This is a genomic window from Thioprofundum lithotrophicum, from assembly GCF_055387065.1.
This window is the reverse complement of record NZ_AP042379.1, coordinates 430,929-456,565: the sequence shown is the minus strand read 5'-3', so window position 1 is coordinate 456,565 and position 25,637 is coordinate 430,929. Positions and strand designations below refer to the sequence as shown.

The 25,637-nt window shown below is 69.3% G+C and carries 21 protein-coding genes and 1 other RNA gene; 21 read left to right on the top strand and 1 reads right to left on the bottom strand.

The annotated features are described in order from the left end of the window. Positions 1-4: 4 nt before the first annotated feature. The 18 genes from rnpB to lpxC all read left to right on the top strand — a co-directional run bounded on the left by rnpB (position 5) and on the right by lpxC (position 19,603). Positions 5-350: RNase P RNA component class A (rnpB, locus tag ACZ5BH_RS02070), an RNA gene on the top strand. Between the two features lie 405 nt (positions 351-755). Then, positions 756-1,211 carry a division/cell wall cluster transcriptional repressor MraZ gene (gene mraZ / locus ACZ5BH_RS02065; protein ID WP_464890265.1) on the top strand — a complete coding sequence of 152 codons (456 nt, stop codon included), beginning with the start codon at positions 756-758 and terminating at the stop codon, positions 1,209-1,211. Beyond that, positions 1,208-2,152, top strand: coding sequence for a 16S rRNA (cytosine(1402)-N(4))-methyltransferase RsmH (gene rsmH, locus ACZ5BH_RS02060; RefSeq protein ID WP_464890264.1), 945 nt, complete (start codon positions 1,208-1,210; stop codon positions 2,150-2,152). The genes mraZ and rsmH overlap by 4 nt, the downstream gene beginning before the upstream one ends. After that, a complete protein-coding gene (ftsL, locus tag ACZ5BH_RS02055; RefSeq protein WP_464890263.1) occupies positions 2,149-2,415 on the top strand; it encodes a cell division protein FtsL in 267 nt (88 codons plus the stop codon). The genes rsmH and ftsL overlap by 4 nt, the downstream gene beginning before the upstream one ends. Then, positions 2,412-4,139 (top strand): peptidoglycan D,D-transpeptidase FtsI family protein, encoded by a 1,728-nt coding sequence (locus tag ACZ5BH_RS02050; RefSeq protein ID WP_464890262.1) that lies wholly within the window; start codon positions 2,412-2,414, stop codon positions 4,137-4,139. The genes ftsL and ACZ5BH_RS02050 overlap by 4 nt, the downstream gene beginning before the upstream one ends. Beyond that, positions 4,136-5,656: a UDP-N-acetylmuramoyl-L-alanyl-D-glutamate--2,6-diaminopimelate ligase gene (locus ACZ5BH_RS02045; protein WP_464890261.1), complete on the top strand. Its 1,521-nt coding sequence runs from the start codon at positions 4,136-4,138 to the stop codon at positions 5,654-5,656. Before ACZ5BH_RS02050 ends, ACZ5BH_RS02045 begins: the two co-directional genes overlap by 4 nt. Next, positions 5,653-7,023, top strand: coding sequence for a UDP-N-acetylmuramoyl-tripeptide--D-alanyl-D-alanine ligase (locus tag ACZ5BH_RS02040; protein ID WP_464890260.1), 1,371 nt, complete (start codon positions 5,653-5,655; stop codon positions 7,021-7,023). The genes ACZ5BH_RS02045 and ACZ5BH_RS02040 overlap by 4 nt, the downstream gene beginning before the upstream one ends. A gap of 4 nt (positions 7,024-7,027) precedes the next feature. After that, the gene (gene mraY / locus ACZ5BH_RS02035; protein ID WP_464890259.1) at positions 7,028-8,110 is read left to right on the top strand and encodes a phospho-N-acetylmuramoyl-pentapeptide-transferase; all 1,083 of its coding nucleotides are present in this window, start codon (positions 7,028-7,030) and stop codon (positions 8,108-8,110) included. A gap of 131 nt (positions 8,111-8,241) precedes the next feature. Beyond that, on the top strand, positions 8,242-9,618 hold the full coding sequence (gene murD, locus ACZ5BH_RS02030; protein WP_464890258.1) for a UDP-N-acetylmuramoyl-L-alanine--D-glutamate ligase: 1,377 nt from the start codon (positions 8,242-8,244) through the stop codon (positions 9,616-9,618). Further along, positions 9,615-10,808, top strand: a complete 1,194-nt coding sequence (gene ftsW, locus ACZ5BH_RS02025; RefSeq protein WP_464890257.1) for a putative lipid II flippase FtsW — start codon at positions 9,615-9,617, stop codon at positions 10,806-10,808. The genes murD and ftsW overlap by 4 nt, the downstream gene beginning before the upstream one ends. Continuing rightward, a complete protein-coding gene (gene murG, locus ACZ5BH_RS02020; protein ID WP_464890256.1) occupies positions 10,802-11,884 on the top strand; it encodes an undecaprenyldiphospho-muramoylpentapeptide beta-N-acetylglucosaminyltransferase in 1,083 nt (360 codons plus the stop codon). Before ftsW ends, murG begins: the two co-directional genes overlap by 7 nt. After that, entirely contained in the window at positions 11,877-13,319 is a 1,443-nt protein-coding gene (murC, locus tag ACZ5BH_RS02015; RefSeq protein WP_464890255.1) for a UDP-N-acetylmuramate--L-alanine ligase, read from the top strand. The genes murG and murC overlap by 8 nt, the downstream gene beginning before the upstream one ends. Beyond that, positions 13,316-14,227 carry a UDP-N-acetylmuramate dehydrogenase gene (gene murB, locus ACZ5BH_RS02010; protein ID WP_464890254.1) on the top strand — a complete coding sequence of 304 codons (912 nt, stop codon included), beginning with the start codon at positions 13,316-13,318 and terminating at the stop codon, positions 14,225-14,227. Before murC ends, murB begins: the two co-directional genes overlap by 4 nt. Next, positions 14,217-15,188: a D-alanine--D-alanine ligase gene (locus tag ACZ5BH_RS02005; protein WP_464890253.1), complete on the top strand. Its 972-nt coding sequence runs from the start codon at positions 14,217-14,219 to the stop codon at positions 15,186-15,188. Before murB ends, ACZ5BH_RS02005 begins: the two co-directional genes overlap by 11 nt. Further along, positions 15,172-15,951 carry a cell division protein FtsQ/DivIB gene (locus tag ACZ5BH_RS02000; protein WP_464890252.1) on the top strand — a complete coding sequence of 260 codons (780 nt, stop codon included), beginning with the start codon at positions 15,172-15,174 and terminating at the stop codon, positions 15,949-15,951. The genes ACZ5BH_RS02005 and ACZ5BH_RS02000 overlap by 17 nt, the downstream gene beginning before the upstream one ends. Positions 15,952-15,958: 7 nt before the next feature. Then, a complete protein-coding gene (ftsA, locus tag ACZ5BH_RS01995; RefSeq protein WP_464890251.1) occupies positions 15,959-17,194 on the top strand; it encodes a cell division protein FtsA in 1,236 nt (411 codons plus the stop codon). A gap of 114 nt (positions 17,195-17,308) precedes the next feature. Then, positions 17,309-18,454, top strand: coding sequence for a cell division protein FtsZ (gene ftsZ / locus ACZ5BH_RS01990; RefSeq protein ID WP_464890250.1), 1,146 nt, complete (start codon positions 17,309-17,311; stop codon positions 18,452-18,454). Positions 18,455-18,694: 240 nt separating this feature from the next. Then, positions 18,695-19,603 carry a UDP-3-O-acyl-N-acetylglucosamine deacetylase gene (gene lpxC / locus ACZ5BH_RS01985; RefSeq protein WP_464890249.1) on the top strand — a complete coding sequence of 303 codons (909 nt, stop codon included), beginning with the start codon at positions 18,695-18,697 and terminating at the stop codon, positions 19,601-19,603. A 66-nt stretch (positions 19,604-19,669) separates the two neighbouring features. Here lpxC and ACZ5BH_RS01980 read toward each other — a convergent pair whose 3' ends face one another. Next, entirely contained in the window at positions 19,670-20,125 is a 456-nt protein-coding gene (locus ACZ5BH_RS01980) for a DciA family protein (RefSeq protein ID WP_464890248.1), read from the bottom strand. An 86-nt stretch (positions 20,126-20,211) separates the two neighbouring features. On the opposite strand from ACZ5BH_RS01980, the gene ACZ5BH_RS01975 reads away from it, so the two are divergent. The 3 genes from ACZ5BH_RS01975 to secA all read left to right on the top strand — a co-directional run bounded on the left by ACZ5BH_RS01975 (position 20,212) and on the right by secA (position 25,192). Further along, positions 20,212-21,144 carry a M23 family metallopeptidase gene (locus ACZ5BH_RS01975; RefSeq protein ID WP_464890247.1) on the top strand — a complete coding sequence of 311 codons (933 nt, stop codon included), beginning with the start codon at positions 20,212-20,214 and terminating at the stop codon, positions 21,142-21,144. 85 nt (positions 21,145-21,229) lie between these two features. Further along, positions 21,230-22,372: a CapA family protein gene (locus ACZ5BH_RS01970; protein WP_464890246.1), complete on the top strand. Its 1,143-nt coding sequence runs from the start codon at positions 21,230-21,232 to the stop codon at positions 22,370-22,372. Positions 22,373-22,486: 114 nt separating this feature from the next. After that, positions 22,487-25,192, top strand: coding sequence for a preprotein translocase subunit SecA (secA, locus tag ACZ5BH_RS01965; protein ID WP_464890245.1), 2,706 nt, complete (start codon positions 22,487-22,489; stop codon positions 25,190-25,192). The last annotated feature ends 445 nt before the right edge of the window (positions 25,193-25,637 follow it).

The following is a 25,637-nucleotide window of genomic DNA, read 5'->3' as shown; positions in this document are numbered from 1 at the left end:
CCCGCGAGTCGGCCAGACAGTCGCTCCGCCTGCGGGCGGGGAGGAAAGTCCGGGCTCCACAGGGCAGGGTGCCAGGTAACGCCTGGGAGGCGCGAGCCTACGGAAAGTGCCACAGAGAACAGACCGCCGATGGCCTTCGGGCACAGGCAAGGGTGAAACGGTGCGGTAAGAGCGCACCGCGCCACTGGCAACAGTGGTGGCAGGGCAAACCCCACCCGGAGCAAGACCAAATAGGGGAACAACGTGTGGCCCGCACGGTTCCCGGGTAGGTCGCTCGAGGTGTGTGGTGACACACATCCCAGATGAATGGCTGTCCACGACAGAACCCGGCTTATCGGCCGACTCGAATAATTCAGTGGCGAGGAACGCGTGGCGAGGAACGGCGTCGGGGCCGGACCTCGACTGGCGGCTCGGTTCTCGTGTCGATATGCGACTTTGAACAATGGGGGCCTTCGGGCCCCTTTTTTGATTAAAAAGTGTACAATAGTTGACTGTAAAATCCCTCCCCAACCTTCTGAAAGCACTTTAGCTGCCGACTTCAAGTTGTTGTTTTTCTTTTATTCTCTGATCCCGGATTCGACCGGTTAGCGGCCGTGATCCACCCGCTTATGCCGTTCGTAAGTCTCTGTCTGACAAGAAAGATTTCCCGTTTTTGTGCGCTGGTTTGCTTGACGGGTGGGGTATGGGCTTTCTATAGTGTGACAGAGTGGATCAATGTGGGAATAAATGGGGGATTCTGGCGTGGGGGTCTATCGGTGTTCCGGGGCGTAAACACCCTGAACCTAGATGCGAAAGGTCGCATGGCGATGCCCAGCAAGTACCGGGAGCGCCTGGCGGCGACCTGTGACGGCCAGCTGGTCGTCACCGTCGATCTGCGCGATCCCTGTCTCCTCATCTATCCCCAGCCCGAATGGGAAGACATCGAGCGCAAGCTGGTGCGCCTGGGCAACCTCGATCCGAACGCCCGGCGCCTGCAGCGGCTGCTGATCGGCCATGCCACCGAAGCGGAACTGGACGGCAATGGCCGCATCCTGGTGCCCCCGCCGCTGCGCGAGTTCGCCGGTCTGAACAAGAAGGTGGCGCTGATCGGTCAGGGCAAGAAATTCGAACTGTGGGACGAACAGGTCTGGAACGACGAGCGCCAGAAGTGGCTCGCCGAGGGCGCGAAGGACGGCGAACTCTCGGCCCAGCTGGAGTCCCTGTCGCTGTGACCGGCGGCGCACACCGGCCGGTCCTGCTGGAGGAGGCGTTGACGGCATTGAACATCCGGGCGGACGGGCGTTACGTGGACGGCACCTTCGGCCGGGGGGGGCACAGTGGCGCCATTCTGGAACGCCTGGGCCCCGAAGGCCGCCTGCTGGCGCTGGACAAGGATCCGGAGGCGGTGGCCGAGGGCGGGCGCCGCTTCGGCAGCGATCCGCGTTTCGCCATTCGTCAGGGCTCCTTCGCCGAGATTGGCGAGGTGACGCGCACCCTGGGCTGGCTGGGCGAGGTGGACGGCATTCTGCTGGATCTCGGGGTCTCCTCGCCCCAGCTCGACGATGCGTCCCGCGGCTTCAGCTTCCGCCACGACGGTCCGCTGGACATGCGCATGGATCCCGAATGGGGGCCGTCCGCCGCCGACTGGCTGGCCGGGGCCGGCGAGCAGGAGATTGCCCGGGTATTGAAGGAATACGGCGAGGAGCGCTTCGCCCGGCGCATCGCCCGCGCCATCGTCCAGGCCCGGGCCGAGGCGCCCATCGAGACCACGGCCCGGCTGGCGGCGATCATCGCCGCGGCCGTGCCGACCCGGGAGCCGGGCAAGGACCCGGCCACCCGCAGTTTTCAGGCGATCCGGATCTTCATCAACCGGGAACTGGAGGACCTGCAGGCCTTTCTCGACCAGGTGCTGGCGGTCCTGGCGCCGGGGGGGCGGCTGGCCGTGATCAGTTTCCACTCGCTGGAGGACCGGCTGGTGAAGCGCTTCATCCGGGAACAGGAGAAGGGCGACCGCTTCCCCCCGGACATGCCGGTGACGGTGGCCCAGCTGCAGCCGAAGCTGCGCGCCGTGGGCAAGCCGGTGCGGCCCACCGAGGCGGAAGTGCAGGACAACCCCCGGGCACGCAGCGCCATCCTGCGGGTGGCCGAGCGGCTGGCCGGGGAGGCGGCGTGAGGCGCCATCTGCCCGTGGCGCTGCTCGCCGTGGCGGTGCTGGCCAGCGCCCTGGGCGTGGTGTACGCCAAGCATCGCAGCCGCACGCTGTTCGTGGAGCTCGACGCCCTGCAGCAGCGGCGGGATGCGATGAACGTGGAGTGGGGTCAGTTGCAGCTCGAACTGAGCACCTGGGCCGCCCAGAGCCGGATTGAACAGATCGCGCGGCGTCGGCTGCGCATGAAGAACGTGGATTTCGACGACGTGGTGATGATGCGCCCATGAGCAAGCCCCTGCACAAGCCGGTTTCGGCCTTCCGCCTCGCGGTGGTGGGCGGCGTGGTGCTGCTGGCCGGTGCCGTGCTGGTGTGGCGGGCCGTGGATCTGCATGTCTTCAACCGCGACTTCCTCAAGAACCAGGGCGATGCCCGCACCCTGCGGGTGGTGCCGGTGGCCGCCCACCGGGGCATGATCACCGACCGCAACGGCGAGCCGCTGGCCATCTCCACCCCGGTGGACTCGGTCTGGGTGCAGCCGAAGGTCTTCGCCACGGCCCACGACCGCTGGCCGGAGCTGGCCCGGCTGCTGAAACTGGACCCGGAGCGCCTGCAGCGCCTCGTGCTGGCCCGCCAGGATCGGGAATTCGTCTATCTCAAACGCCACGTCAGCCCGCAGCTCGCCGAACGGGTCATGGCCCTCGGCCTGCCCGGCGTCAATCTGCAACGGGAATACCGCCGCTACTATCCCGCCGGCGAGGTGACCGCTCACGTCGTGGGCTTCACCGACATCGACGACCGTGGCCAGGAAGGCCTGGAGCTGGCCTACGACGAATGGTTGCGGGGCAACCCCGGCAGCAAGCGGGTGCTGCGGGACCGCCTCGGCCGGGTGGTGCGCAACGTGGAGCAGATCCGCAAGCCCGAGCCGGGCCGCAACCTGGCCCTGAGCCTGGACCGGCGCATCCAGTACCTGGCCTACCGCGAACTCAAGCGGGCGGTGTTCCGTCACCGGGCCCGCTCCGGCTCGCTGGTGATCCTCGACGTGCACAGCGGCGAGGTGCTGGCCATGGTCAACCAGCCGGCCTTCAACCCCAACGACCGGGGCCAGTTCCGGCCGGCCCAGACCCGCAACCGCGCCGTCACCGACGTCTTCGAGCCGGGCTCCACCATCAAGCCCTTCACCATCGCCGCGGCCCTGCTCTCGGGCCGCTACCGTCCCGACAGCCGCGTCGACACCTCGCCCGGGCACTATCGCCTGGGCCGGGCCGTGATCCGCGACAGCCGCGACTACGGGCGCATCACCCTGACCACCGTGATCCAGAAATCGAGCAACGTGGGCGCCAGCAAGATCGCCCTCTCCCTGCCCGATGCGCTGCTCTACCGCGTGCATACCCGCTTCGGTTTCGGTGCCGACACCGGCAGCGGTTTTCCGGGCGAGGTGGGCGGCCTGCTCAACGACGCCGGCCACTGGCGGCGGATCGAGAAGGCGACCCTGGCCTACGGTTACGGCATGTCGGTGACCGCCCTGCAACTGGCGCGGGCCTACGCGGCCCTGGCCGACGACGGCCGCCTGCACCCGGTGCGCTTTCTGCGGCTCGAGAAGCCGGAGGCGGCCCGCCAGGTGGTGCCGGTGCGAATCGCCCGCCAGATCCGGCACATGCTCGAAGCCGTGGTGGCCAAGGGCGGCACCGGCACCCGGGCCCGGATCGCCGGCTACCGGGTGGCCGGCAAGACGGGTACCGTGAAGAAGGCGGCCGCCGGGGGTTACAGCGAGGATCGCTACATCGCCGTGTTCGCCGGTTTCGCGCCCGCGAGCCGGCCGCGCCTGGCGATGGTGGTCACCGTCAACGAGCCGCGGGACGGCGTCTATTACGGTGGCCAGGTGGCCGCCCCGGTCTTCTCCCGGGTGATGGCCGGCGCCCTGCGCCTGCTGGGCGTGGCGCCCGACGCGGCGCCGGCCCATCCCGTGCGCCTGGCCGCCCTCGGCCGGCCCGACACGGAGGTCACGCCATGATGGCCGGCATCCATACCCGTTACCGTTTCAGTCTCGGCGCCCTGCTGCAGGACCTGCTGCCGGTGCCCGAGGCGGCCGATCGGCCCGTCACCGGCCTGTGCGCCGACAGCCGCGAGGTCCAGCCGGGGGATCTGTTCATCGCCCGCCGCGGCCTGCGGGTGGACGGGGCCGACTTCATCGACAAGGCCCTCGAGCGCGGCGCGGTGGCCGCCCTGTGGGAGCCGCAGCCGGGCGTGGCAGCGGTGCCGGTGGCCTGGCGGCATCCGGCCAGCGGCACGCCGGTGCCGGTGCTGGCCATGCCCGATCTGGCCGAAAGGCTCGGCGAGATCGCCGACCGCTTCTATGCCAACCCCTCCCGCGCCCTCACCATCACCGGGATCACCGGCACCAATGGCAAGACCTCGGTGAGCCATTTCCTGGCCCATGCCCTCTCGGGCGAGACGCCCTGGGGCGTGATCGGCACCCTCGGCACGGGCCTGGCGGGCGAGCTGACGCCGGCCACCCACACCACGCCCGACGTGATCCGCCTGCACCGCGCCCTGGCCGAGCTGCGCGAGTCGGGTGCGGCCGGGGTGGCCATGGAGGTCAGCTCCCACGCCCTGGATCAGCACCGGGTGGACCGGGTGCGTTTCGACTTCGCCGTGTTCACCAACCTCAGCCGCGACCATCTCGACTACCACGGCGACATGGCCAGCTATGCCGCGGCCAAGCGCCGCCTGTTCCACTGGCCGGAACTGCGGGGCGCCGTGATCAATGTGGACGATCCGGCCGGGCGCGAGATCGCCGCGGCCCTGCCGCCGGCGCTGCCGGTCCTGCGCTACGGCCTCGATCCCGCCCGCGCGCCGGATCTGCTCGCCCGCCACGTGACGCTCACCCCGCAAGGCCTGCAGGCCGAGGTGCTCACCCCGGCGGGGGAGGGGCGCCTGACGGCGCCCCTGCTCGGCCGTTTCAACGTGGCCAACCTGCTGGCGACCCTCGGCGTGCTGCTGATGCACGAACTGCCCCTGGAAACCGCCCTGGCGCGCCTGGCCACGGTGCCGCCGGTGCCGGGGCGCATGGAGCGCTTCGGCGGAGCAGGCCGGCCGCAGGTGGTGGTGGATTACGCCCATACCCCCGATGCGCTTGCCCAGGTGCTCACGGCCCTGCGCGAGCATCGTCCGGCGCGCCTTGTCTGCGTGTTCGGCTGCGGCGGCGATCGGGACCGGGGCAAGCGCCCGCTCATGGGCGAGGTGGCCGAGCGCCTGGCCGATCGGGTGATCGTCACCGACGACAATCCGCGCAGCGAGGATCCGGCCCGCATCCGGGCCGAGATCCTGGCCGGCATGGCCCGCCCCGAGGCGGTGGCCACCATCGGCGACCGGCGGGCGGCCATCCATCGCGCGGTGGCCGAAGCCGGGGCCGACGATCTCGTGCTGGTGGCCGGCAAGGGACACGAGAACTGGCAGATCCTGGAAGCGGGCCGGATCCCCTTCAGCGATGCCGACGAGGTGCGTGCCGCCCTGGAGGCCTGGCGATGAACGTGGCCGGACAGATCGCCCCGGCAAACGGTTTCGCCATGGCCCTGGCCGAGGCGGCCGAGGCGCTCGGCGCGCGGCGCGAGGGCGCCGACGTGGCGCTGCGCGGCGTGTGCACCGACACCCGCCGCCTGCAGCCGGGCCAGCTCTTCGTCGCCCTGCAGGGGCCCAACTTCGACGGCCACGACTTCGTGCCCGCCGCCCTCGAGGCGGGGGCCGCCGCCTGCCTGGTGAGCCGGCCGGTGGCCAGCCCGGCCATCGTGGTGGAAGACACCCGCCGCGCCCTGGGCGAGCTGGCCCGGGCCTGGCGCCAGCGCTTCTCCCTGCCGCTGATCGCCGTCACCGGCAGCAACGGCAAGACCACCGTCAAGGAGATGCTGGCCGCGATCCTCGCCACCGGTGGCCCGACCCTGGCCACCCGCGGCAACCTGAACAACGACATCGGCGTGCCCCTGACCCTGTTCGAGCTGGACGGGGCCCACCGCGCAGCCGTGGTGGAGATGGGCGCCAACCATCCGGGCGAGATCGCCTGGCTGGTCTCCCTGGCCCGGCCCGGCGTGGCCCTGGTGACCAACGCCGGGCCGGCCCACCTGGAAGGCTTCGGCAGCCTCGAGGGCGTGGCCCGGGCCAAGGGCGAGATCTTCGCCGGCCTGCCGGCGGACGGCACCGCCGTGATCAACGCCGACGACGATTACGCCCCCCTGTGGCGGGAGCTGGCGGGCGCGCGCCGCATCGTCACCTTCGGTCTGCGCCAGCCGGCCGACGTGAGCGCCGAGTGGCAGGCCACCGGTCGCGGCAGCCGGCTGCGGGTGCACACCCCCGCAGGCGACTTCGAGACCGATCTGCCCCTGCCCGGCGAGCACAACGTGATGAACGCCCTGGCCGCCACCGCCGCCGCCCTGGCCGCCGGCGTCTCCCTGCAGAACGTGGCCCGGGGGCTGGTCGGGGTGCGCGCCGCGCCGGGGCGGCTGCAGATCCGGCCCGGCCCGGCGGGCAGCACCCTGATCGACGACACCTACAACGCCAACCCGGCGTCTCTCGCGGCGGCCCTGCGGGTGCTGCAGACGTTTCCGGGCCGGCATCTGCTGGCCCTGGGCGACATGGGCGAGCTGGGTCCGGAGGCCGAGGCCCTGCACGCCGAGGCCGGCCGCCTGGCCCGCGAGGCGGGCGTCGCCCGGCTGGTGACGGTGGGCCCCATGGCCGCGGCGGCCGCCGCGGCCTTCGGCCCGGGGGCGGAATGCTGTGCCGATCGGGCCCAGGCCGTGGCGCTGCTGCGCGAGGAACTGGGCCGCGACGACGTGCTGCTGGTCAAGGGTTCGCGGACCAGCGGCATGGACGAAGTGATCAGCGCGCTGGACGGGGAGGCCTGAACCGATGCTCTACCATCTCGCCCAGCTCCTGCAGGACTTCTACAGCGGCTTCAACGTCTTCAACTACCTGACGTTCCGGGCCATCCTCGGCGTGCTCACCGCCCTGCTCATCTCCCTGCTCATCGGCCCGCGGATGATCCGCAAGCTGACCCAGTACAACATCGGCCAGACGGTGCGCGACGACGGCCCCGAGACCCACTTCAGCAAGGCCGGCACGCCGACCATGGGCGGGGCCCTGATCCTGGTGGCCATCGGCGTCTCCACTCTTCTGTGGTCCGACCTCACCAACCGCTACACCTGGGTGGTGCTGGCGGTGACCTTCGCCTTCGGCGTGATCGGCTGGATCGACGACTACAAGAAACTGGTCAAGCGCGATCCGAAGGGGCTCATCGCCCGCTACAAGTACGCCGCCCAGTCGGTGGTGGCGCTGGTGGTGGCGATCTATCTGTACCAGAGCGCCTCGGCCGTGGAGACCCAGCTCATCGTGCCGGTGTTCAAGAACCTGGTGATCCAGCTCGGTCCGGTCGCCTATGTCCTGCTGACCTATTTCGTGATCGTCGGCACCTCCAACGCGGTGAACCTCACCGACGGCCTCGACGGGCTGGCGATCCTGCCCACGGTGATGGTGGGCGGCGCCCTCGGCGTGTTCGCCTATCTCTCGGGCCACTCGGTGTTCGCCGGCTACCTGGCCATTCCCTACATCCCGGGCGTGGGCGAACTGGTGATCTTCTGCGGCGCCCTGGTGGGTGCCGGCCTCGGCTTTCTGTGGTTCAACACCTATCCCGCCCAGGTGTTCATGGGCGACGTGGGCGCGCTGGCGCTGGGCGCGGCGCTCGGCACCGTGGCGGTGCTGGTGCGCCAGGAACTGGTGCTGTTCATCATGGGCGGGGTGTTCGTGATGGAGACCGTCTCGGTGATCCTGCAGGTGGGCTCCTACAAGCTCACCGGCAAGCGGATCTTCCGCATGGCGCCCCTGCATCACCATTTCGAACTCAAGGGCTGGCCCGAGCCCCGGGTCATCGTGCGCTTCTGGATCATCACCGTGATCCTGGTGCTGGTGGGGCTGGCCACGTTGAAGGTGCGCTGAAGTCATGTCGCGATTTTCCGGTCATTCGCTCAATGCGCGCACGGAGTTCTCCGACCTCGAGGGCGGATCAGATGGATGTTCTCTGCCCGAGGCCGGCCGGGAATCGGAGAGAGTTGTGTAGGGCGATGCACGTGACGATTCGCAAATCACAGTCTGCGCATGATTGCCCCTGGGCAGGCCGCCGGGTGCTGGTGGTGGGCCTCGGGGCCAGCGGCCTGTCGGCGGCCCGCTACCTGGCCGCCCGCGGCGCCGAGGTGGCGGTCACCGACACCCGCGCCAACCCGCCGGGCCTCGCCGCCCTGCGCGCCGAGCTGCCGCAGGTGCCGGTGGCGGCCGGCGGCTTCGACGCCGAGGCCTTCGCCCGGGCCGAGACCCTGGTGGTCAGCCCCGGGGTCAGCGTGCAGGCGCCGCTGATTGCCGAGGCCCGGGCCCGCGGCGCCGAGGTGCTCGGCGACATCGAGCTGTTCGCCCGCGAGAACACCGCCCCGGTGGTGGCCATCACCGGCTCCAACGGCAAGTCCACCGTCACCACCCTGGTGGCGCGCATGGCCGAGGCCTCCGGGCTGATCACCGGACTCGGCGGCAACATCGGCACGCCGGCCCTGGAACTGCTGGAAGGCGAGCCGAAGGAACTGCAGGTGCTGGAGCTGTCCAGCTTCCAGCTCGAGACCACCGACAGCCTGCGCCCGGTGGCCGCCGCGCTGCTCAATCTCAGCGCCGATCACCTGGATCGCTATGCCGGCCTGGCCGACTACACCGCCGCCAAGACCCGGATCTACCACGGCGCCGAGACCTTGGTGGTCAACCGCGACGATCCCCGCGTGATGGCCACCCTCGAGGCGGTGGATCACGGCCAGGCGGTGATCACCTTCGGCCTCGGTGAGCCGGAGGACAACGGCTTCGGGCTGCGCGAGGTGGACGGCGAGTCCTGGCTGTGCCGGGGCAGGGAGAACCTGCTGCCCGCCGCGGCGCTCAAGCTGGCCGGCCGCCACAACCTGGCCAACGCCCTGGCGGCCCTGGCCCTGGGCCACGCCGCCGGTCTCAAGCTGCCGGCCATGCTGGCGGCGCTGCGCGAGTTTCCGGGCCTGCCCCATCGCACCCAGTGGGTGGCCGAGCGGAACGGGGTCACCTTCGTCAACGATTCCAAGGCCACCAACGTGGGCGCCGCGCTGGCGGCCATCGAGGGCCTGGCCGCGCAGCGCCTCGTGCTCATCGCCGGCGGGCAGGGCAAGGGTCAGGACTTCACGCCCCTGCGCGAGGCGGTGGCCCGGCGCTGCCGCGCCGTCCTGCTGATCGGCGAAGACGCCCCGAAGCTGGCCGCGGCGCTCGAAGGCAGCGTGCCGCTCGAGACCCTGCCGGATCTCGCGGCGGCAGTGCGCCGCGCCGCCGAACTGGCCCGGCCCGGCGATGCGGTGCTGCTCTCGCCGGCCTGCGCCAGCTTCGATCAGTTCGCCGGTTTCGCCGAGCGGGGCGAGCGCTTCGCCGCCGCGGTGGAGGATCTGTCATGAACGCCCAGGCCGTCCCCGCCGCCGTCTCCCGCAGCCGGCGCAAGAGCGCCGCCGAGCGCCGCCGCCCGGCCGCCGGGCCCGATCGGGCCCTGCTGCTGGCGGTGCTGGTGCTGGTGGGGCTGGGGCTGGTGATGGTCGCCTCGGCCTCCACTGCCATCGCCGAACGCCATGCCGGCGATCCCTTCTTCTATCTGTGGCGCCAGCTCGCCTTCGCCGGCTTCGGTGCGCTGTTGGCGCTTGGCGTCTGGCACCTGCCGCTGCGTCTCTGGCAGCAGGCCGGCCCCTGGCTGATGCCGCTGGGCGTGTTCCTGCTGCTGCTGGTGTTCGTGCCGGGCCTCGGCCGGGAGGTCAACGGCAGCCAGCGCTGGGTGCACCTGGGGCCGGTCAACCTGCAGGTCTCCGAATTCGTCAAGCTGTTCGTGATCCTCTACCTGGCCGGCTATCTTGTGCGCCACCAGGCGGCGGTGCGCACCAGTCTGGGGGGCTTCCTGCGTCCCCTGGCCCTGCTGCTGATCTTCGCCATGCTCCTGCTCCTGCAGCCCGACTACGGCGCCGCCGCGGTGATGCTGATGACCGCCATGGGCATGATGTGGCTGGGTGGCGCGCGGCTGTTCCAGTTCCTGCTGCTTTTGGCCGGCCTGGCCGGCTCCCTGGCCCTGCTGGCCTGGGTCTCGCCCTATCGCATGGAACGGCTCACCGCCTTCCTCAATCCCTGGGCCGATCCCTTCGACAGCGGCTTCCAGCTCACCCAGGCACTGATCGCCTTCGGCCGCGGCGAGTGGTTCGGCGTCGGCCTCGGCGCCTCGGTGCAGAAACTCTTCTACCTGCCGGAGGCCCACACCGACTTCCTGTTCGCGGTGCTGGCCGAGGAACTGGGGCTGGTGGCGGTGCTGGCGGTGATCGGCCTGTTCGGCTTCATCGTGCTGCGGGCCATGGCCATCGGCCGGCGCGCCGAGGAGCGGGATTTGCCCTTCCAGGCCTTCGTCGCCTACGGCATCGGGATCTGGATCGGCCTGCAGGCCTTCATCAACCTGGGCGTGAACATGGGCGTGCTGCCCACCAAGGGGCTGACCCTGCCGCTGATGAGCTATGGCGGCAGCTCCCTGGTGGTGATGGGCATCGCCGTGGCCCTGCTGCTGCGGGTGGATCGGGAAACCCGCCAGGCGGGGCAGGGGGGGCGGCCATGGTAGCGCGGGTGCTGATCATGGCCGGCGGCACCGGCGGCCACGTGTTCCCGGCCCTGGCCGTGGCCCGGCTGCTGCGCGAGCAGGGCGTGGAGGTCACCTGGCTGGGCACCCGCCGCGGGCTTGAGGCGCGGGTCGTGCCCGCGGCCGGCTTCCCCATCGAATTCATCGACGTGGCCGGCCTGCGCGGCAAGGGCGCGCTGGGCTGGCTGCTGGCGCCGTGGCGCCTGATCCGCGCCACCTGGCAGGCGCTCGGCGTCTGCCGCCGCAGCCGCGCCGGCGCGGTGCTGGGCCTGGGCGGTTTCGTCACCGGCCCCGGCGGGGTGGCCGCCTGGCTGCTGCGCCGGCCGCTGGTGATCCACGAACAGAATGCGGTGGCCGGCCTCACCAACCGCCTGCTGGCGCGCCTGGCCCGGCGGGTGCTGGAAGCCTTCCCCGGCAGTTTCCCGGCGGGGGTGGCCGCCGAGACCGTGGGCAATCCGGTGCGCGAGGAGATCGTTGCCCTGCCGTCTCCGGCCGAGCGCTTCGCCGGGCGCACGGGGCCGCTGCGGGTGCTGATTGTCGGCGGCAGCCTGGGCGCCGCCGCCCTCAACGAGACGGTGCCTGCGGCGCTGACGAAAGTGGCCGGCACCTACAACCTGCAGATCCGCCACCAGGCCGGTCGCGGCAAGGCGGCGCCGGCCCGCGCGGCCTATGCCCGGGCCGGGCTCGAGGCCGAGGTGGGCGAGTTCATCGACGACATGGCCGAAGCCTTCGGCTGGGCCGACATCGTGATCTGCCGCGCCGGCGCGCTGACCGTCTCCGAACTGGCCGCCGCGGGCCTGGGCGCGGTGCTGGTGCCCTATCCCCACGCGGTGGACGATCACCAGACCCGCAACGCCCTGTACCTGAGCGAGGCCGGGGCGGCCCGCCTGCTGCTGCAGGCGGAGATGAGCGCCGACCATCTGGCCGGGCTGCTCGAGGATCTGTTCGCCAGGGGCCGCGAGGGCCTGCAGGCGATGGCCGAGTCGGCCCGCCGCCTGGCCCGGCCCGAGGCCACGCGCAAGGTGGCCGCCGCCTGTCTGGAGGTGCAGCATGGCTAGTTACGGACGCCGGGCCACCGACACGGTTCGCGGTGAGCCGGGCCTGGGCCGCCTGCGGCGCATCCATTTCGTCGGCATCGGCGGGGTGGGCATGAGCGGCATCGCCGAGGTGCTGCTCAACCTGGGCTACGAGATCAGCGGCTCGGATCTGCGCGAGAACCCGGTCACCCGCCGCCTCGCCGAACTGGGCGCCGAGATCCACATCGGCCATGCCGAGGAAAACATCGCCGGGGCCAGCGTGGTGGTGACCTCCAGCGCCGTGTGGGCCGACAACCCGGAAGTGGTGGCCGCCCACGAGCGGCGCATCCCGGTGGTGCCGCGGGCCGAGATGCTCGCCGAGCTGATGCGCTTCCGCTACGGCATCGCGGTGGCCGGCACCCACGGCAAGACCACCACCACCTCGCTGGTGGCCAGCACCCTCGCCGAGGGCGGGGTGGATCCCACCTTCGTCATCGGCGGGCGGCTCAACAGCGCCGGCAGCAACGCCCGCCTGGGCACCGGCCGCTACCTGGTGGCCGAGGCCGACGAGTCCGACGCCTCCTTCATGCACCTGCAGCCGATGATGGCGGTGGTCACCAACATCGACGCCGATCACATGGAAACCTACGGCGGCGACTTCGAGCGCCTGCGCGCCACCTTCGTCGAGTTCCTGCACCATCTGCCCTTCTACGGCCAGGCCATCCTCTGCCTGGACGATCCGGAAGTGCGCCGCATCCTGCCCGAGATCAACCGCCCGGTGACCACCTACGGCTTCGCCGAGGGCGCCGACGTGCGTGCCACGGATCTGCGTCAGGCGGGCACTCGCACCCATTTCACCGTGCGCCTGGCCGACGGCGAGTCGCTGGACATCACCCTCAACCTGCCGGGCCGGCACAACGTGCAGAACGCCCTGGCGGCGATCGCCGTGGCCCGCGAGATCGGCATCGGGCACGAGGCCATCGCCCGCGCCCTGGCCGGCTTCCAGGGCATCGGCCGCCGCTTCCAGATCTACGGCGAATATGCCACCCCCCAGGGCACGGTGCTGCACGTGGACGACTACGGCCACCATCCCCGGGAGGTGGCGGCCACCATCGAGGCCATCCGCCAGGGCTGGCCCGGACGGCGCCTGGTGCTGGCCTTCCAGCCCCATCGCTACACCCGTACCCGGGATCTGTTCGAAGACTTCACCCGGGTGCTCTCGGAGGTGGACGCCCTGGCGCTGCTGGAGGTCTATCCCGCCGGCGAGGCGCCCATCGCCGGCGCCGACGGCCGCGCCCTGACCCGGGCCATTCGCGCCCGCGGCCAGGTGGAGCCGGTGTTCGTGGCCGGCCTGGAGGAACTGGCTCCGGTGCTGCGCGGCATGCTGCGCGAGGGCGACATTCTCCTGACCCTGGGGGCCGGCAGCATCGGCGCCGAGGCGGGGCGGCTGCGCGCAGCGCTGGAGGGCGACGCATGATGGCGGCCACCCGCAACAGCCTGCGCGGCGAGCTGCGGCATGACGAGCCGATGGCCCGGCACGTCTCCTGGCGCGCCGGCGGCCCCGCCCGCCGGCTCTACATGCCGGCCGATGCCGATGACCTGGGCGCTTTCCTGGCCGGCCTGCCGGCCGACGAGCCGCTGCTGTTCGTGGGGCTGGGCAGCAACCTCCTGGTGCGCGACGGCGGGTGGCCGGGCACCGTGATCCTGCTCGCCGGCACGCTCGCGGCGCTGGCCATCGAGGCCGACGGCCGGGTGCGCGCCGGGGCCGGCCTGCCCAGCCCGCAGCTGGCTCGCCGCACGGCCCGCGCGGGCCTGACCGGCCTCGAGTTCCTGTGCGGCGTGCCCGGCACCGTGGGCGGCGCGCTGGCCATGAACGCCGGCGCCCTGGGCAGCGAGACCTGGGAATTCGTCGAGACGGTGGAGACCATCGACCGCCGCGGCGTGCGGCGCACCCGCGCCCCCGAGGATTTCGCCATCGGCTACCGCTCGGTGCAGGGGCCGCCGGACGAATGGTTCACGGGCGCCACCTTCCGCCTGCAGCCGGGCGAGGCGCGGGAAAGCCAGGAGAAGATCCGCGCCAACCTGGCGCGCCGCGCCGCCACCCAGCCCACCCGCCTGCCCAATGCCGGCTCGGTGTTCCGCAATCCGCCGGGCGATTACGCCGCCCGGCTCATCGAGGCCTGCGGCCTCAAGGGCCACTGCGTGGGGGGCGCCTGCGTGTCCGAGAAACACGCCAATTTCATCGTCAACACCGGCACCGCCACCGCCGGCGACATCGAGGCGCTGATCGCCCGGGTGGGCGAGACGGTGGCCAGGGAGCAGGGCGTGGAACTGGTCCGCGAGGTGTGCATCGTGGGCGAGGGAGGGGACCCGCATGGCCGTTGACGCCCGTCCCTGGCCGCTCGATCCCCGCCTGTTCGGCAAGGTGGCCGTGCTGATGGGCGGCTGGTCGGCCGAGCGCGAGGTCTCGCTGCGCTCCGGCCGGGCGGTGCTCGCCGCGCTGCGCCGGCAGGGCGTGGATGCCCACGGCGTGGACGTGCGCCGTCCCGAGGTGGTGGCCGAGCTGCAGGCCGGCGGTTTCGACCGGGCCTTCAACATCCTGCACGGGCCGGGCGGGGAGGATGGCGTGATCCAGGGACTGCTGGCATGCCTGGAACTGCCCTGCACCGGCTCCGGCGTGCTGGCCTCGGCCCTGGCCATGGACAAGCTGCGCTGCAAGGAACTGTGGGAAGGCTGCGGCATCCCCACGCCGCCGTGGATGGTGCTCGAGGCCGACACGCCTCCGGGGCTGGTGGAGGCCACCCTGGGGCTGCCGGTGATGGTCAAGCCGGCGCTGGAAGGCTCGAGCATCGGCATGAGCAAGGTGACCGAGGCCGAGGCCCTGGCCGGCGCCTGGCAAACCGCGGCGGCCTGCGGCGGCGAGGTGCTGGCCGAGCGCTGGATCGGCGGACGCGAATACACCGTGGCCATCCTCGGCCGCACGCCCCTGCCGGTGATCGCCCTGGAGACGCCGCGCGCCTTCTACGACTACGCCGCCAAGTACGAGGCCGACGACACCCGCTACCTGTGCCCCTGCGGCCTGCCGGCCGAGGAGGAGCGGCGCCTGCAGCGCCTGGCCCTGGCGGCCTTCGAGGCGGTGGGCGCCGAAGGCTGGGGCCGGGTGGACATCCTCTGCGAGCCCGACGGCACGCCCTACGTCATCGAACTGAACACGGTGCCGGGGATGACCGATCACAGCCTGGTGCCGATGGCGGCGCAGGCCGCCGGCATCGGCTTCGACGAACTGGTGGTGCGCATCCTGGCGCAGACCCTGACCCGGGAGGTGGGCGATGTTCGCGCGCGCTAGCCAGGCCCAGGCGGTGGTCCCCGGTGCCCGTCGCGCCTGGCCGCGCCTGCCCTGGCGCTGGCTGGCGGCGGGCCTGCTGGCCCTGCTGATCACGGCCCTGCTGGCCGGCCTGCTGGCAAGGCTGACCGATCCCGGCACTCTGCCCATCACCCGGATCCGGGTGGAAGGGCGCATCGCCCATCTCGACGAGGCGATGCTGCGCCGCGCCGTCGCCGGCCGGGTGCAGGGCGGCTTCTTCGGCGTGGACGTGGCGGCAGTGCGCGCGGCGGTGGAGGCGCTGCCCTGGGTGGATCGGGCCCGGGTGCGGCGGATCTGGCCGGACACCCTGCAGATCCGCGTCACCGAACAGGTGCCGCTGGCGATCTGGAACGACACGGGCCTGGTGAACCGCCGCGGCGGCGTGTTCCGGCCCCAGGCCGCCACCTGGCCGGCGGATCTGCCGCGCTTCCATGGCCCGGCGGGCCGCAGCGCCTGGCTGGCGGGCCGCTACCGCGAGTTCGCGGCCATCCTGCAACCGGCCGGCCTCGGGATCGCGGCGCTGCGCGTGGACGCCCGCGGGGCCGTGCGCCTGCGCCTGGCCAACGGCATCGAGGTGGTGCTCGGCCGCGAGGCGCGCAGCGCGCGGCTGGCCCGCTTCGTCCGGGTCTGGCGCAAGGCACTGGCGGCCGAGGCCGCCCGCATCGCCCGGGTGGATCTGCGCTATGGCAGCGGTCTGGCGGTGCAATGGAAACCCAACGGGACACAGACCAGGCACGAGGGGTGAGGTCACGATGACGAAGAAAACGGACAAGAACCTGATCGTCGGGCTGGATATCGGCACCTCGAAGGTGGTGGCCATCGTCGGCGAGGTGACCGAGGAGGACGGGATCGAGATCATCGGCCTCGGCTCCCATCCCTCCCGCGGCCTGAAGAAGGGGGTGGTGGTCAACATCGAGTCCACGGTGCAGTCCATCCAGCGGGCGGTGGAGGAGGCCGAGCTGATGGCCGGCTGCCAGATCCAGTCGGTGTATGCCGGCATCGCCGGCAGCCACGTGCGCAGCCTCAACTCCCACGGCATCGTCGCCATCCGCGACAAGGAGGTGACCCCCTACGACGTGGAGCGGGTCATCGACGCGGCCCGCGCGGTGGCCATCCCGGCGGATCAGAAGATCCTGCACATCCTGCCCCAGGAGTTCCTGATCGACGATCAGGAATCGATCCGCGAGCCCATCGGCATGTCCGGGGTGCGCCTGGAGGCCAAGGTGCACATGGTCACCGGGGCGGTGAGCGCGGCCCAGAACATCATCAAGTGCGTGCGCCGCTGCGGCCTGGAAGTGGACGACATCATCCTCGAGCAGCTCGCCTCCAGCCACGCGGTGCTGACCGACGACGAGAAGGAGCTGGGCGTGGCGCTGGTGGACATCGGCGGCGGCACCACCGACATCGCCGTGTTCACCGAGGGCGCCATCCGCCACACGGCGGTGATCCCCATCGCCGGCGACCAGGTGACCAACGACATCGCCGTGGCCCTGCGCACGCCCACCCAGCATGCCGAGGAAATCAAGATCAAGTACGCCTGCGCGCTCACCCAGCTGGCCTCCGTGGAGGAGACCATCGAGGTGCCGAGCGTGGGCGACCGGCCCGACCGCCGCCTGGCCCGCCAGACCCTGGCCGAGGTGGTGGAGCCGCGCTACGAGGAACTGTTCACGCTCATCCAGGCCGAGCTGCGCCGTTCCGGTTTCGAGGATCTGTGCGCGGCGGGCGTGGTGCTCACCGGCGGCAGCGCCAAGATGGAAGGGGCGGTGGAGCTGGCCGAGGAGATCTTCCACATGCCGGTGCGCCTGGGCGTGCCCCAGTACGTCACCGGGCTGGTGGACGTGGTGCGCAATCCCATCTACTCCACCGGCGTGGGCCTGCTGCTGTTCGGGCAGCAGAACCGGGAACAGCGGGAAACCGCCTTGCAGATGGGGGGCGGGCTGCGCAGCGTGCTGCAGCGCATGAAGAGCTGGTTCCAGGGCAATTTCTGACCGGACGCACGGGGCGTCCGGCATCCGGGGGGGCTTGCCAGCCCGCCGGATCGGGAAGAAGAACCGGCCAGGAGGCCGAAGGCAACAACGTTTTTCAACGAGGAGGGGTGAATCATGCCATTCGAACTGATGGATACCTACGGGCAGAGTGCCGTCATCAAGGTGATCGGTGTCGGCGGGGGCGGCGGCAACGCCGTGGAACACATGGTGATGCAGAACCTAGAAGGGGTGGAGTTCATCGTCGCCAACACCGATTCCCAGGCGCTGAAGAACAGCTCGGCACGCACCGTGCTGCAGCTGGGCGGCAACATCACCAAGGGGCTGGGCGCCGGGGCCAACCCCGAGATCGGCCGCCAGGCGGCGATGGAGGATCGGGAGCGCATCCAGGAAGTGCTCGACGGCGCCGACATGGTGTTCATCACCGCCGGCATGGGTGGCGGCACCGGCACCGGCGGGGCGCCCATCGTCGCCCAGGTGGCGCGGGAGATGGGCATTCTCACCGTGGCGGTGGTCACCAAGCCGTTCCCCTTCGAGGGCAAGAAGCGCATGGCGGTGGCCACCGACGGCATCGACGAGCTCAAGAGCTTCGTCGATTCGCTGATCACCATTCCCAACGAGAAGCTGCTCTCGGTGCTGGGCAAGAACATCAGCCTGCTGGACGCCTTCAAGGCCGCCAACGACGTGCTGCTGGGCGCCGTGCAGGGCATCGCCGAACTCATCACCCGCCCGGGCCTCATCAACGTGGACTTCGCCGACGTGCGCACGGTGATGTCGGAGATGGGCATGGCCATGATGGGCACCGGCCGCGCGGTGGGCGAGAACCGGGCCGTGGAGGCCGCCGAGTCGGCCATCGCCAGCCCGCTGCTCGAGGACGTGAACCTCTCGGGCGCCCGCGGCATCCTGGTCAACGTCACCGCCGGCATGGACATGTCCATCGGCGAATTCGAGCAGGTGGGCGAGACGGTGCGCGGCTTCGCTTCCGACAACGCCACCGTGGTGGTGGGCACGGTCATTGATCCGGAGATGGAAGGCGAGCTGCGGGTCACGGTGGTGGCCACCGGCCTCGGTCAGCCGGTCCAGGCCGAGGCGGCCAAGCCCAAGCTGGTGGTGAACAAGACCGCCGACGGCACGCCCGACTACAAAGAGCTCGATCACCCCACGGTGGTGCGCAGGAAGCGCTCGGAAACCGTGGCGCCCGCCGCGGGCGACGACATGGAATATCTCGATATTCCGGCCTTCCTGCGCCGGCAAGCCGACTAGCGTCGGTCTGCCGGCGCCGCCGGACGGCAGCGGAAAACCCAGGTGACTGATTTGCGGTCAAGTTTTGCCGTGCGTGGACGATAAACCATAAGGATTTGCTGAAAAATGTGATACTGATTTAAGATGCCCGATTAAAACACGTGTAAATTACCGCAGTCGGATGCGCTGGTGCCGGTTGGGCCCGATTCTTGCATCGTAAACCGGCATCCATGAACCATACGAAAAACAGGGAAACGCTCCGTGATCCAACAACGCACGCTGAAGAACATCATCCGCGCCACCGGCGTCGGTCTGCACACCGGTGAAAAGGTCTATCTCACCCTGCGCCCCGCCGCGCCGGACACCGGCATCGTCTTCCGGCGTGTGGATCTGGAGCAGCCCGTGGAGATCGAGGCCAAGGCGGAGAACGTGGGCGACACCACCCTCTCCACCACCCTGGTCAACGGCGAGGTGCGGGTCTCCACCGTCGAGCACCTGCTCTCGGCCATGGCCGGCATGGGGATCGACAACGCCTACATCGATCTCAACGCCCCCGAGGTGCCGATCATGGACGGCAGCGCCGGCCCCTTCGTGTTCCTGATCCAGTCGGCCGGCATCCAGGAGCAGAACGTGCCCAAGCGCTTCATCCGCATCCGCCGCGAGATCCGGGTCGAGGACGGCGACAAGTGGGTGAAGTTCGAGCCCTTCGACGGCTTCAAGGTCTCCTTCAGCATCGAGTTCGATCACCCGGCCTTCAAGGCGGATCACCAGACCGCGGAAGTGGATTTCTCCACCACCTCCTTCGTCAAGGAGGTCAGCCGGGCCCGCACCTTCGGCTTCATGAGCCAGATCGAGACCCTGCGCGCCAACAACCTTGCCCTCGGCGGCTCGCTCGACAACGCCGTGGTGGTGGACGACTATCGCATCCTCAACGAGGACGGCCTGCGCTACGTGGACGAGTTCGTCAAGCACAAGATCCTCGACTCCATCGGCGATCTCTACCTGCTCGGCCACAGCCTGATCGGTGCCTTCTCGGGCTACAAGTCGGGCCACGCCCTCAACAACAAGCTGCTGCGCACCCTGCTGGCCGAACGGGACGCCTGGGAAGAAGTCACCTTCGACGATCCGGCAGACGCCCCGATTTCCTTCGTCCAGCCAGTGAAGGCCTGAGCCTGCCGTAGGTCGGCCTTCAGGCCGACATGTCGGGCCAATACCTAAGGGGCATGCCGAGCCCGACTACCTTTCTCTTTTCCCCTCCCTCGACGCCAGACGCATCAGGGCCGCCCGCAACGGCCCTTCCTCCATCCCCTCGGCCATGGCGCGAATGGTCCCGGCGGCGCGCGGGCTGATCTCGCGGCGGGCCGGCCGGGGCGGAGGCGGGGCCTGGCGGGCGGGAAGAATGATCAGGTCGATTTTTTCAAGTGACTGAAATTCCTTGCAAAAACGTTTCAGTTCGCGCAACAGGGCGGATTTCTGGAAGCGCAGGCGGGTGGCCCAGGCGGGCGAGTCGACAGCGAGCGCCAGGCGGAAGGGGGTGTAGTCGGAAACCTGTACGTGAGGGGCCAGCGGCGCGTCGAGGCGGCGGCGGACCTGCCGGGTCAGGTGCTGCAGAAACCGCGCATGTGTGACGAGCTGCGCAACATCACCTTTTTTTCCGTGCAGAAACTTGTACAATGGCCCCGGAATATTCATACTAAAATTATACTCGTATTAATGAGTTGCGGCAGGAAGCCGATACAGAGTCCAGGACGAACCGCTTGGAGGGGCTTTGCTGCACCATGAATATCGTCATACTAAAAAGAACAAAGGGGTGTTCGCGGCTGGTTTCGCTGGGACGTGACAAGCTGATCGCCCTGGCCGTGCTTCTGTTCCTGCTCCTGCCCGCCGGCTTCATCACCACCGGTTACTATCTCGGCGTCCACAACGCCCGCAACACTCCCGACAACCTCGGCCTCGCCCTGCAGATGGAGCTGGAAGCCCAGCGCCTGCGCATCGAGGAGGCCACCCGCACCGCCGAGGAGAACATGGACGCCCTGGCCCTGCGCCTGGGCAAGCTGCAGGCGCACGTGATGCGGCTCGACGCCCTCGGCCAGCGGCTCACCACCATGGCCAAGCTCGACAAGGGCGAATTCGACTTCGACAGCCCGCCGGCCCAGGGCGGGCCGGAAGAGAGCCGGGACGGCAATGCCGGCCCCATGGCCGTGCCGGACTTCCTCAAGGCCCTGGAGGATCTTTCCGAACAGCTCGAGGATCGCAGCCAGCAACTGGCGGTGCTCGAAGAGATGATGATGAACCGCAAGCTGGACGAGGAGGTGGTGCCCGCCGGCCGGCCCATCACCCGCGGCTGGCTTTCGTCCTACTTCGGCATGCGCACCGATCCCTTCACCGGCCGCCGGGCCCACCATGCCGGGATCGACTTTGCCGGCAAGCTGGGCTCCGACATCGTGGCCGTGGCCGCCGGCGTGGTGACCTATGCGGGCAAGCGCTCCGGTTACGGCAATCTGGTGGAGATCAATCACGGCAAGGGCTACGCCACCCGTTATGGCCACACGAAGGAAATCCTCGTGGAAGTGGGCCAGACCGTGAAGAAGGGGCAGGTCATCGCCCGCATGGGCAGCACCGGCCGCTCCACCGGCCCGCACGTGCACTTCGAAGTGCTCTACAACGGCCGGCAGGTCAATCCCATCAAGTACATCCACGCCTCGCGCTGACGCCAGGCGGCCTGCGCGGGGTGGCTGAAGGGCCGGAAGGGGCGTATCCTGCCGTGCCGGAAGATTGTCCCCCGATGCCCCTCCCATGCCGTTTCGCCTGCGTCGCCTCGTCTTTCTGATTCTGCCCCTGTGGCTTGTGGCCTGCGCGCTCGAGCAGACGCCGCCCGCGGCGCCTGCGCCGGCAGCGGCCGTGAAGGCGGTGACGACGCCCCCCGAAACGGCGCCGCCCGCGTCGCCGCCCGTCGTCATCACCATCGCCGCGGTCGGCGACATCATGCTCGGCACCGACTTCCCGGAAAACCGCCTGCCCGACGACGATGGCGCGAGCCTGCTGGCGGCCATGAAACCCTATCTGCGCCGGGCCGATCTGGCCTTCGGCAACCTCGAGGGGACGCTGATGGAAGGCGGAGAGCCGGCCAAGCGTTGCCGCGATCCCGCCCACTGCTGGCTGTTCCGCTCGCCCCCCCGTTATGCCCGCACGCTGGCCGAGGCCGGTTTCGACGTGCTGAGCCTGGCCAACAACCATGCCCGGGATTTCGGCGAGACCGGGCGGGAGGCCTCCATGGCGGCGCTGGCCGCCCAGGGGATCCGGCATACCGGCCGGGAAGGGGACGTGGCGCGCTTGCAGGTGAAGGGCCGCCAGGTGGCGATCATCGCCTTCGCGCCCTTTCGCAACGCCCATGATCTGCTGGATATCCCGGCGGCGGTGGAACGGATCCGCCGCCTGGCAGTCGAAAATGACATCGTGATGGTCTCCATGCATGCCGGCGGGGAAGGGATCGACGTGCAGCACGTCCCCTTCGCCGAGGAGTTCTACTACGGCGAGAACCGGGGCGACGTGGTGGCCTTCGCCCACGCGCTGATCGATGCGGGCGCCGATCTCGTGGTCGGCCATGGCCCCCACGTGCCTCGGGCGCTGGAACTCTACCGGGGCCGGCTGGTGGCCTACAGCCTCGGCAACTTCTGCACCTGGTACGGCATCAGCGTGGCCGGTCCCAAGGGGCTTGCGCCCCTGTTGGAAGCCCGCCTGGATGGCGAGGGGCGGTTCGTGGGCGGACGGATCGTCTCGGCCCGCCAGATCCGGCCTGGCGGCCCGGTTCCCGATCCGGCGCACGCCGCCGCCCGCCGGATGGCCCGGCTGACGCAGGACGATTTTCCCGGCACCGCCCTGGCCATCGCGGCCGATGGCGAAATCCGCCGTACGGATTGGCAGCCGGCGCTCTACTGATCCGCGTTTTCCCCGCTTTGGCGGCGGACAAACCCCCCGCTGCCCTGTAAAATACGCGCTTTCAACCTTGCCCCGCACCGGGCCCCTCCAAATTCGACGGAATCCAGGCAGAACATGGCAAAACTGTTGCAGAAAATCTTCGGCAGCCGCAACGACCGGCTGATCAAACGCATGCGCAAGACGGTGGCGCAGATCAATGCCCTGGAGCCGGAGTTCGAGGCCCTGTCCGACGAACAGCTGCAGGCCAAGACGGCCGAGTTTCGCCAGCGCCTGGCCGATGGCACGCCGCTGGATGATCTGCTGGTGGAGGCCTTCGCCACCGTGCGCGAGGCCGGCAAGCGGGTGCTGTCCATGCGCCATTACGACGTGCAGCTCATCGGCGGCATGGTGCTGCACGAGGGCAAGATCGCCGAGATGCGCACCGGCGAGGGCAAGACCCTGGTGGCCACCCTGGCCGCCTACCTCAACGCCCTGCCCGGCAAGGGCGTGCACGTGGTCACCGTCAACGACTACCTGGCTTCCCGCGATGCCGCCTGGATGGGCAAGATCTACGAATTCCTGGGGCTGAAGGTGGGGGTGATCCTCTCCAACATGCCCTTCGAGGACAAGCAGGCCGCCTACGCCGCCGACATCACCTACGGCACCAACAACGAGTTCGGCTTCGACTACCTGCGCGACAACATGGCCTTCAGCAAGGAGGAGCAGTTCCAGCGCGGGCACCATTTCGCCATCGTCGACGAGGTGGACTCCATCCTCATCGACGAGGCCCGTACCCCGCTGATCATCTCCGGCCCGGCCGAGGGCAGCTCGGAGCTGTACTACAAGGTCAACGAACTGATCCCGCAACTGGTGAAGCAGGAGGAGGAAGAGGGCCCCGGCGACTTCTCGGTGGACGAGAAGACCAAGCAGGTGCACCTGACCGAGGAAGGCCACGAGAAGGTGGAACGCCTGCTGCTCGAAGCCGGCCTGCTCAAGGAGGGGGAATCACTGTACGACGTCTCCAACATCGGCCTGCTGCACCACGTGATCGCCGCCCTGCGCGCCCACAGTCTGTTCCAGAAGGACGTGGACTACATCGTGCAGAACAACGAGGTGATCATCGTCGACGAGTTCACCGGCCGCACCATGCCCGGCCGGCGCTGGTCCGACGGCCTGCACCAGGCCATCGAGGCCAAGGAAGGCGTGCCCGTGCAGCAGGAGAACCAGACGGTCGCCTCCATCACCTTCCAGAACTATTTCCGCCTCTACGACAAGCTCTCGGGCATGACCGGTACCGCCGACACCGAGGCCTACGAGTTCCAGCAGATCTACGGTCTGGAAGTGGTGGTGATTCCCACCCACCGGCCGATGATCCGCAAGGACATGAACGATCTCGTCTACCTCACCCAGCGCGAGAAGTTCGATGCGGTGATCGAGGACATCAAGGACTGCCATGCGCGCCAGCAGCCGGTGCTGGTGGGCACCACCTCCATCGAGGTCTCCGAATACCTCTCGGGCCTGCTGAAGAAGGCCGGGATCCGGCACGAGGTGCTCAACGCCAAGCAGCACGAGCGCGAGGCGGAGATCGTGGCCCAGGCCGGCATGCCGGGGGCGGTGACCATTGCCACCAACATGGCCGGCCGCGGTACCGACATCGTGCTCGGCGGCAATCTCGAGGCGGAGATCGACAAGCTCAAGGATCCCACCCACGAACAGATCGAGAAGCTGCGCGCCGACTGGGAGAAGCGCCACCAGACGGTGCTCGAGGCCGGCGGCCTGCACATCATCGGCACCGAGCGCCACGAATCGCGGCGCGTGGACAACCAGTTGCGCGGCCGTTCCGGGCGCCAGGGCGATCCCGGCTCTTCCCGCTTCTACCTCTCCCTGGAAGACAACCTGATGCGGATCTTCGCCTCGGATCGGGTCAGCGCCATCATGCAGCGCCTGGGCATGCAGGAAGGCGAGGCCATCGAGCATCCCTGGGTGAGCCGGGCCATCGAGAACGCCCAGCGCAAGGTGGAAGGTCACAACTTCGACATGCGCAAGCAGTTGCTCGAATACGACGACGTGGCCAACGATCAGCGCAAGGTGATCTACAACCAGCGCAACGAAATCCTCGCCAGCGAGGATCTTTCGGAAACCATCAGCGCGATCCGCGCCGACGTGGTCAACGACATCATCAGCGACTACGTGCCGCCGCAGAGCATCGAGGAACAGTGGGACATTCCGGGCCTGCAGGAGGCCCTCAAGGCCGAGTTCGGCCTGACGCTGGACGTGCAGGGCTGGCTCGATGCCGAGGAACGCCTGGACGAGGAAGGCCTGCGCCAGCGCATCATCGAGGCGGTGGAACAGGCCTACCGGGAGAAGGAGGAACAGTACGGCGCCGAGGTGATGCGCCAGATCGAGAAGGCGGTATTCCTCGAAGTGCTCGACAGCCAGTGGCGGGATCACCTGGCACTGATGGATCAGTTGCGTCAGGGCATTCACCTGCGCGGCTATGCGCAGAAGAACCCCAAGCAGGAATACAAGCGCGAATCCTTCGAGCTGTTCGCGGCCATGCTCGAACGCATCAAGCACGACGTGATCACGCTCCTGAGCCGGGTGCAGATCCACAGCGAGGAAGAGATCGCCGCCCTCGAGGCCCAGCGCCGGGCGCTGGAGCAGCAGATGGAGTTCCAGCACGCCAACGTCTCGGCCATGCAGGGCGAGAGCGAGGCGGCGCCCGACGCCGAAGAGCCCCACAAGCCCTTCGTGCGCGAAGGCCGCAAGGTGGGCCGCAACGAACCCTGCCCCTGCGGTTCCGGCAAGAAGTACAAGCACTGCCACGGCAAGCTGAACTGACCGGTTGTGTTTTCAACGCAAAGGCGCAAAGGACGCCCAGGGAGAAGGGTGTCCCAGGGTGGGAGCGGCGCAAGCCGCGATTAGTTGGCTGTTCCGAAATATCGATCAATCTTCGCTACGGGCACGAAGCCCTCATGGCCTGAAAGGGGTTGCGTGACCTTCGGCCGCAGGGACGATATCCAGGACGGACAAGTGTCGTGAGAGGGCAGGATGCCCGAAGCGACTGCGGCCGCAGAGCCTACATGGACGTATTTACGGCGTGTCACGCAACCCCTTTCCGGCCATGAGGGCGGTCGTCCGGGTTAGATAACCAGCAATAAAATGACACATATTTCGGAACAGCGTTCTAACCGCACTTGATCCGAACATTTTCCGAGGCCCTGGCGCCTGCCAGAGCGTAATCGCGGCTTGCGCCGCTCCTACAGGCCAAACCGTTCTTCAGCCC

Bases quoted from the DNA above. Each gene is read 5' to 3' on its own strand.
- ACZ5BH_RS02045 (WP_464890261.1), top strand. From the start codon at position 4,136: ATGATGGCCGGCATCCATACCCGTTACCGTTTCAGTCTCGGCGCCCTG.
- ftsW (WP_464890257.1), top strand. From the start codon at position 9,615: ATGAACGCCCAGGCCGTCCCCGCCGCCGTCTCCCGCAGCCGGCGCAAG.
- ACZ5BH_RS01980 (WP_464890248.1), bottom strand. From the start codon at position 20,125: ATGAATATTCCGGGGCCATTGTACAAGTTTCTGCACGGAAAAAAAGGT.
- murC (WP_464890255.1), top strand. From the start codon at position 11,877: ATGGCTAGTTACGGACGCCGGGCCACCGACACGGTTCGCGGTGAGCCG.
- ACZ5BH_RS02000 (WP_464890252.1), top strand. From the start codon at position 15,172: ATGTTCGCGCGCGCTAGCCAGGCCCAGGCGGTGGTCCCCGGTGCCCGT.
- ACZ5BH_RS01975 (WP_464890247.1), top strand. From the start codon at position 20,212: ATGAATATCGTCATACTAAAAAGAACAAAGGGGTGTTCGCGGCTGGTT.
- murB (WP_464890254.1), top strand. From the start codon at position 13,316: ATGATGGCGGCCACCCGCAACAGCCTGCGCGGCGAGCTGCGGCATGAC.
- ftsA (WP_464890251.1), top strand. From the start codon at position 15,959: ATGACGAAGAAAACGGACAAGAACCTGATCGTCGGGCTGGATATCGGC.
- ACZ5BH_RS02005 (WP_464890253.1), top strand. From the start codon at position 14,217: ATGGCCGTTGACGCCCGTCCCTGGCCGCTCGATCCCCGCCTGTTCGGC.
- mraY (WP_464890259.1), top strand. From the start codon at position 7,028: ATGCTCTACCATCTCGCCCAGCTCCTGCAGGACTTCTACAGCGGCTTC.
- secA (WP_464890245.1), top strand. From the start codon at position 22,487: ATGGCAAAACTGTTGCAGAAAATCTTCGGCAGCCGCAACGACCGGCTG.
- ACZ5BH_RS02050 (WP_464890262.1), top strand. From the start codon at position 2,412: ATGAGCAAGCCCCTGCACAAGCCGGTTTCGGCCTTCCGCCTCGCGGTG.
- ftsZ (WP_464890250.1), top strand. From the start codon at position 17,309: ATGCCATTCGAACTGATGGATACCTACGGGCAGAGTGCCGTCATCAAG.
- murG (WP_464890256.1), top strand. From the start codon at position 10,802: ATGGTAGCGCGGGTGCTGATCATGGCCGGCGGCACCGGCGGCCACGTG.
- ACZ5BH_RS02040 (WP_464890260.1), top strand. From the start codon at position 5,653: ATGAACGTGGCCGGACAGATCGCCCCGGCAAACGGTTTCGCCATGGCC.
- ACZ5BH_RS01970 (WP_464890246.1), top strand. From the start codon at position 21,230: ATGCCGTTTCGCCTGCGTCGCCTCGTCTTTCTGATTCTGCCCCTGTGG.